Below are 6,224 nucleotides of genomic sequence, written 5' to 3'. Positions count from 1 at the left end.
GGTTTGGTGATGATGGCGGAAGGGAACCACGCGTACCCATCCCGAACACGACCGTTAAGCCTTCCAGCGTCGATGGTACTTGGACCGCAGGGTCCTGGGAGAGTAGAACGTCGCCAAGCACAAAGAGCAAGCAGCATGGAATCTTCCGCGCTGCTTGTTTTTTTGTGTTTGGCGAGAAGAACAGTTTAAGACCTTGTGGCTTACGGTATCTTCGGGCAGACGCTAAACAAATAGGCTATCGCTATAGGCAGGCTATGAAGAGGGACGCATAGAAATCCAGGAGTCGCTCCTCTGTTACACGAGTCTGACGAAAATAGGTGAACTGGACTTAGCTCCAAACCCGCCGGCGATCTTAGAGCAGGTTACACGGCAGCATTCTGGCCTTCTAAGCCCACCCGAGAGCTTTAAAACAGCGGCGATCAGTCGATTGAGCGACAAAGTATAGCTCGAAGCCCATCCTCCTCTAATTTGGATTCAAAATGGGCGAGACATCAGCCGCAAAAACCAAGCTTAAAACGTCCACGCCAAGCTCTCAGGTTACGGGTGGACAATCATGCAAAAATGCTTGTCAAGAGCATGGTTACTAACTTATTTTTATAAAGTAATTGATTTTTATTACTGTAACTATTATAATAACAGTAAAGGTCATTCAGCTTTATAGAATCAAAAGGTTGACCACTATGAGAACGAGGTGAAAGATGATGACGCAAGCCAATCCATTCGATGTTATTCGGGAGAGCGACTGGGTCAGCGGCTCTTCGGCTTCCGATGAGAAATTTATCGGCTACGTAGAGTCTATAGATGAAGGCGGACAATTGCTCGTATGGGTGACACAAAGCGATCACGAGCCTATCGTTAACACCTTGCTGCAGGCCAGCCGCGTTAGAACGAAAAAGCTGCCCGATCGCTCGTTATTCAGCCACGAAGAACTGCGCAGCCTCATTGATCTTGCTCTTATGACTCATGATAAGCAGTGGTTCGCAGAGCTGAATAAGAAGCTTCCTGCAGCTCCGGTCAGCAAGCCGTCTTCCCAGCATACACCGGTGATCCATCCCAGATGGAATAACACTTCATACCGTAAATCCAACGGTGAGGCTATTTAAAGAGAAACCTTACCTGTTGGAATGCTTGTTGAGGCGAAGGCTGAGACACTTATAAATTATAGATGAAAGCGGACCGACATGGGTTCGCTTTTTCTGTTGCCCAGAAGAAGGCCCTTCTTTGAAATATCGCCGCTAACTTGGCTAAATGCAGTTTTTTGTGCATACTTAGAAGGGAAGCAGCAAGGAGGAAGCCTGATGAACATACTGGTGATCGATCTGGAGTTTAACGGAAGAAGACATTATGATATTTATCCGATGGAAATAATTGAAATCGGCGCAGTTAAAATCAACGAAAACGGTGATATACTCGATACTTTTCAAAGCTATGTTCGCCCGCTTTTCCCGATACATGATTTTGCTCTGGATTTTTGCGGGATAGAGCGGGAGACTTTGGCTGCTAGTGAGCCGTTTACGGAAGTGATCGGACGGTTTAAGGTTTTTTGCGGCAATCCGTGCACCTTAATCGCTTGGGGAAAGACGGATTTTTTCCATCTGCTAGTGGATTGTAAAACGAATGGCATATCGACTGATTGGTTGACCCGCATGATTGATATGTCGACCACATATACAGGCGGTCTGCAGCAAGCGCTGGAAGAGCATCACATCGAGTTAACCGGCAAACAGCATTCGGCCCTCGACGACGCTTTGCATGCGCACCGCTTGCTGCTGCTTCATCTGGAAATCATTCATTCAAGCAGCTCCTACAAAGCGGACCCTATCAAGATAAGTACCGGCGGCATTAAGAAAAAAATGAGCATGGACTTGAATCAAGCCGTAAAGCTGAATCAAGTGCTTTCCTGGGAGCAGTTTGTTCAGGACGAACAGACTCAGCAGTATATAGCGATCATGAAGCTGACGCCCACTGAAATCGGATATATGGAGCATATGTTCCGGAGGTATTTCAAACAGGTCTACGGCAGAGGAGTGCGTGCACGCTTGAAATCCCTCGGAATTGATATCTAAGCATAAAAAAACCTGCCTCAGGGGAGACAGGTTTGCAGATAAAGAATCCGGAGCCCACAGGAGTATAACCTAGGGGGAACAGGAGCTAGCCTAAATAAAGCATAGATAATTCCTTGGTCTGGCGATTTTTGGCTTCAATCTCGGCGCGGCGCGGCATCGCTTCCCATGATTCAACTTCATCCAGCCATGTATCCGGCAGCTTCTCTGCGCTATGCGGCTGCCAGCTTTGCAGCCAATCTGGCGGCAGGGCGCTTAAAGAGGGGGAACCCAGGCCGCCCAGCAACGGATGCTCGCTCATTTCCAGCCAAGCTAAGCCCCATGCGCGAGGCACAACGCGCCAAATATCGTAGCCTCCGCCCCCGAGAGCCACCCAGCGTCCTTCGCAGTATTGATGGGCGAGCTTATGAATCACTTTGGGCATTTCCCGGTAAATCTCCATGCTGCAATGAATATGAGCCAATGGATCGAAGGCATGAGCGTCACAGCCATGCTGAGAGACGATCAAGTCCGGCTTAAACTGCGCGACCGTCCGGCTTAATACCTCGGTGAAGCATTCGATCCACGATTGATCCTCTGTATACGGTTCCATCGGAACGTTGATCTTAGTGCCGAAACCTGGGCCGTCTCCGCGTTCGTTCACAGCCCCTGTTCCGGGGAATAAATATTTGCCCGTCTCATGGATCGAGAAGGTGCATACATCGGGATCCGTGTAGAAGCACCACTGCACGCCATCGCCATGATGTACATCGGTATCGATATACAATACTCTGGCGCCATAGACTCCTTTGGCGTGCGCGATAGCTACAGCCGCGTCATTATAGACGCAGAAGCCAGCTCCTTTGCTGGGCAAAGCATGGTGCAGGCCACCGCCAAGATGCATGGCGTGGACCGTTTCGCCGCGCATAACGGCATCTACGGCGTAGAGGGACCCGCCTACAAGATCCAAGGTAACTTTATGCATATTGGGAAAGTAGGGAGTGTCCTCCGTATCCAGGCCGTATCTGCCCGCCTTGTCGACCCAGCAATCCTCCGGCGAATCGGGGCTTAAGCCCTTCACGCAGTCAATATATTCCCGGGTATGGACGAGCAGCAGGTCATCTTCGGTGGCGGGCGGAGGCGAATGCATACAGGAATCGGGTAAAGCGCCCGCTTTTTTTAACAAATCAACCGTAACGCGAACCCGCTCCTGATTGAAGGGATGACTGTCATTAAAGCGATAGGCGGTTTCGCGCTCGTCATAAATAAAAATGGCATTGGCTTTCATTTCTTGCGCCTCCATCAGTACATAAATCGCTGCCGGAATCGGACACGGTCGAATTGCTCGACGGAGGACAGCGGTACGTTTTTGCCGATCCGAACCATCAGACAGTTGGCCGGATGGGAGCATATCTCCGGATCATCGGTTGCGAACCAGACCATATCGACGCATTTCATCAGCTTTTCCATCATATCCCTGTACTGCCACACTGTCAGACCGCTTTTCTCCAGATCCCAATGCCAGTAGTACTCCGTGGTGAATGTAATCACATTCTCAAGCTGTTCCTCCAAAAAAGCCGTTCGAATCATGTGCTTGCCAAGGCCGCAGCCGCGATAATCATCCGCGACCTCGATCGCTCCCAGCTCGATCAAATCCTCCATCTGAGCTTCAGACCATCTCTCCAGCTCATCGGGGTAATGAAAGGTGACGTAGCCGACGATCTGGTCGCCATGGCGAGCGAGAATAATGCGGCCTTCCGGAAGCTCGGATATTTCCACGAGCGCCACAAATTGCTCTTTGGGTCGGCGGAAAGCATCGAGATCGGGATGCATGACATAAGTGCGCAACCGGTCCGGAGGAACCGGTCCTTCCACAACAAGCTCGCTGTCCTGATAGGGGATCGTAAAGGACTGGTATCGTTTCACATGTTCCATAGTAGAGCATCCTTTCCCTGCACTTTCGCAAATCAAGCATAACAAATAAATAGTCGAATAGAAAGGGTTGTGTTATAATATGACATGTGTGTCTCATGAAAGCGTTTTAGATAGATGTAAATTAGATGGAAAATCGGGAGGTAAGTGGCATGGATCAAGCAAGTGTAGAGAGTATTGCACCTTTATCAACGACTTCGAACATGAAGAGCTACGAAGAGGAACGTGCCGGTTTTAGCTGGGAAGCAATTGAGAACACGTTCAGCTGGTCCCAAACGGGCAAAGTCAATATGGCTCATGAAGCGATTGACCGTCATGCAAATTCCGACAGAAAAGATAAAGTCGCGTTGTACTATAGCGACGACCGCAGAGATGAACAATACACTTACCACGATATGAAGCTGCAGTCCAACCGGTTTGGCAACGTCTTGCGCAAACTGGGAGTAAATAAGGGCGACCGTATCTTCATTTTTATGCCAAGAACGCCGGAACTTTATTTTTCTCTTCTCGGTTCATTAAAAGTCGGAGCGATCGTCGGTCCGCTATTTGAAGCGTTTATGGAGACTGCGGTCAGAGACCGGCTGGAGGACAGTGAAGCGGTAGCGATCATCACTACGCCTTCACAATTATCGCGTGTTCCTGTCGATCAGCTGCCGAATCTGAAGCATGTCATTTTAGTTGGGCAGGACCTGGAGCTGACGGAAGGCCAGGTTGATTTCCACAAGGAGATGGCCGAAGCTTCCGATGACCTGGAAATTGAATGGGTAGACCGCGAAGACGGCATGCTGATTCATTATACCTCCGGTTCGACGGGCAAGCCCAAAGGCGTCGTACATGTACATAATGCGATGCTTCAACACTACTATACGGGGCGTGTCGTGCTTGACCTGCAGGAAGAAGACGTCTACTGGTGTACGGCCGATCCGGGCTGGGTAACGGGAACCTCCTACGGTATTTTCGCCCCTTGGCTCAATGGTGCGACCAATGTCATTCGCGGCGGACGCTTCAGCCCGCAGGACTGGTACAAGACGATTGAACGCTACAAGGTTTCGGTATGGTACAGCGCGCCAACGGCCTTCCGGATGCTGATGGGAGCGGGGGACGACGCAGTCAAGCAATTCGATCTGTCTTCGCTTCGCCATGTGCTCAGCGTGGGTGAGCCGCTTAACCCGGAAGTCGTGCGCTGGGGGCTTAAAGTGTACAACCAACGGATTCATGATACGTGGTGGATGACGGAAACAGGCGGACAGTTGATCTGCAACTATCCATGCATGGCGATCCGCCCAGGTTCGATGGGCAAGCCGCTGCCAGGGGTCGAAGCCGCTATCATCGATGACGCCGGCAACATCCTGCCGCCTCTGCGGATGGGCAATCTCGCGATTAAGACGCCTTGGCCTTCGATGATGCGCAAGATTTGGAAAAACCAGGCCAAGTTCGAAGAATATTTCCGTATCCCGGGCTGGTACATATCCGGAGACTCGGCTTATATGGACGCCGACGGCTATTTCTGGTTCCAGGGCCGCATCGACGATGTTATTAATACGGCGGGCGAGCGCGTAGGTCCGTTCGAGGTGGAAAGCAAGCTTGTCGAGCACCCGGCAGTTGCGGAAGCCGGCGTTATCGGCAAACCGGATGCGATGCGCGGAGAGATCATTAAAGCATTCATCGCGCTGCGCGAAGGATATTCCCCTTCGGATGAGCTGAAGGCGGAGATTTCCAAGTTCGTCAAAGAAGGCTTGTCGGCTCATGCGGCTCCGCGTGAGATCGAGTTCAAAGACAAACTTCCGAAGACGCGCAGCGGTAAAATTATGCGCCGTGTGCTGAAAGCCTGGGAGCTAAACCTGCCCACAGGAGATTTGTCCACAATCGAAGATTAAAGTAAGAAGCAAAGGGCCTTAGCTATGTTATAGCTAAGGTTTTTTGAACATATAAGAATTTATAAGTTTTGGGGTGAGCGAAGCTTACCCCTTATTTAAATTTCTGTTAAGGTAAAGTTATGGACTCGAATATCTTAAAGTAAATATTTTTCGATGAGCATCGGCACTGGGATGCTTTTGTAGATAAACATAAAAAACATATTCGGCCTAATGTCATAAAAGAGGTACAAAAATTTCGCGGCTGTGGAGATCCTCGAAATGGATTTAAGCTTCTTGTATGTGAGGGTTGTCACGACATTCGTAGAGTGCCTTACCGATGCAAAGGACGCTTTTGCACTACATGCTCCTGTGGGGAAACGGAAGAATGGAGCCG

The 6,224-nt window shown here is 50.1% G+C and carries 6 protein-coding genes and 1 rRNA gene; 5 read left to right on the top strand and 2 right to left on the bottom strand.

What is annotated here, in order from left to right:
• Nucleotides 1-2: 2 nt before the first annotated feature.
• From rrf to BLR08_RS30410, 3 genes are all read left to right on the top strand, one after another.
• Nucleotides 3-119 (top strand): 5S ribosomal RNA (gene rrf, locus BLR08_RS30420).
• Between the two features lie 579 nt (nt 120-698).
• Nucleotides 699-1,103, top strand: a complete 405-nt coding sequence (locus BLR08_RS30415) for an IDEAL domain-containing protein (RefSeq protein ID WP_072338319.1) — start codon at nt 699-701, stop codon at nt 1,101-1,103.
• 78 nt (nt 1,104-1,181) lie between these two features.
• Nucleotides 1,182-2,066 carry a 3'-5' exonuclease gene (locus tag BLR08_RS30410; RefSeq protein WP_083537598.1) on the top strand — a complete coding sequence of 295 codons (885 nt, stop codon included), beginning with the start codon at nt 1,182-1,184 and terminating at the stop codon, nt 2,064-2,066.
• 85 nt (nt 2,067-2,151) lie between these two features.
• On the opposite strand, the gene BLR08_RS30405 is transcribed toward BLR08_RS30410, so the two are convergent.
• Both BLR08_RS30405 and BLR08_RS30400 read right to left on the bottom strand, forming a co-directional pair.
• A complete protein-coding gene (locus tag BLR08_RS30405) occupies nt 2,152-3,330 on the bottom strand; it encodes an acetoin utilization protein AcuC (RefSeq protein WP_176835650.1) in 1,179 nt (392 codons plus the stop codon).
• Between the two features lie 14 nt (nt 3,331-3,344).
• The gene (locus BLR08_RS30400; RefSeq protein ID WP_072338316.1) at nt 3,345-3,977 is read right to left on the bottom strand and encodes a GNAT family N-acetyltransferase; all 633 of its coding nucleotides are present in this window, start codon (nt 3,975-3,977) and stop codon (nt 3,345-3,347) included.
• Nucleotides 3,978-4,126: 149 nt separating this feature from the next.
• Between BLR08_RS30400 and acsA the strand changes: the two genes are divergently transcribed.
• Complete coding sequence (gene acsA / locus BLR08_RS30395) at nt 4,127-5,851, top strand: acetate--CoA ligase (RefSeq protein WP_072338315.1); 1,725 nt, start codon at nt 4,127-4,129, stop codon at nt 5,849-5,851.
• Between the two features lie 143 nt (nt 5,852-5,994).
• Nucleotides 5,995-6,224 (top strand): transposase zinc-binding domain-containing protein (locus BLR08_RS30390; protein ID WP_256328373.1); only part of this gene is annotated, 230 nt, incomplete at its 3' end.

It is taken from the genome of Paenibacillus sp. cl123, assembly GCF_900101595.1.
Lineage (GTDB): Bacteria > Bacillota > Bacilli > Paenibacillales > NBRC-103111 > Paenibacillus_G.
The sequence above is the reverse complement of the archived record's forward strand: the minus strand, read 5'-3'. Positions and strand labels throughout refer to the sequence as shown.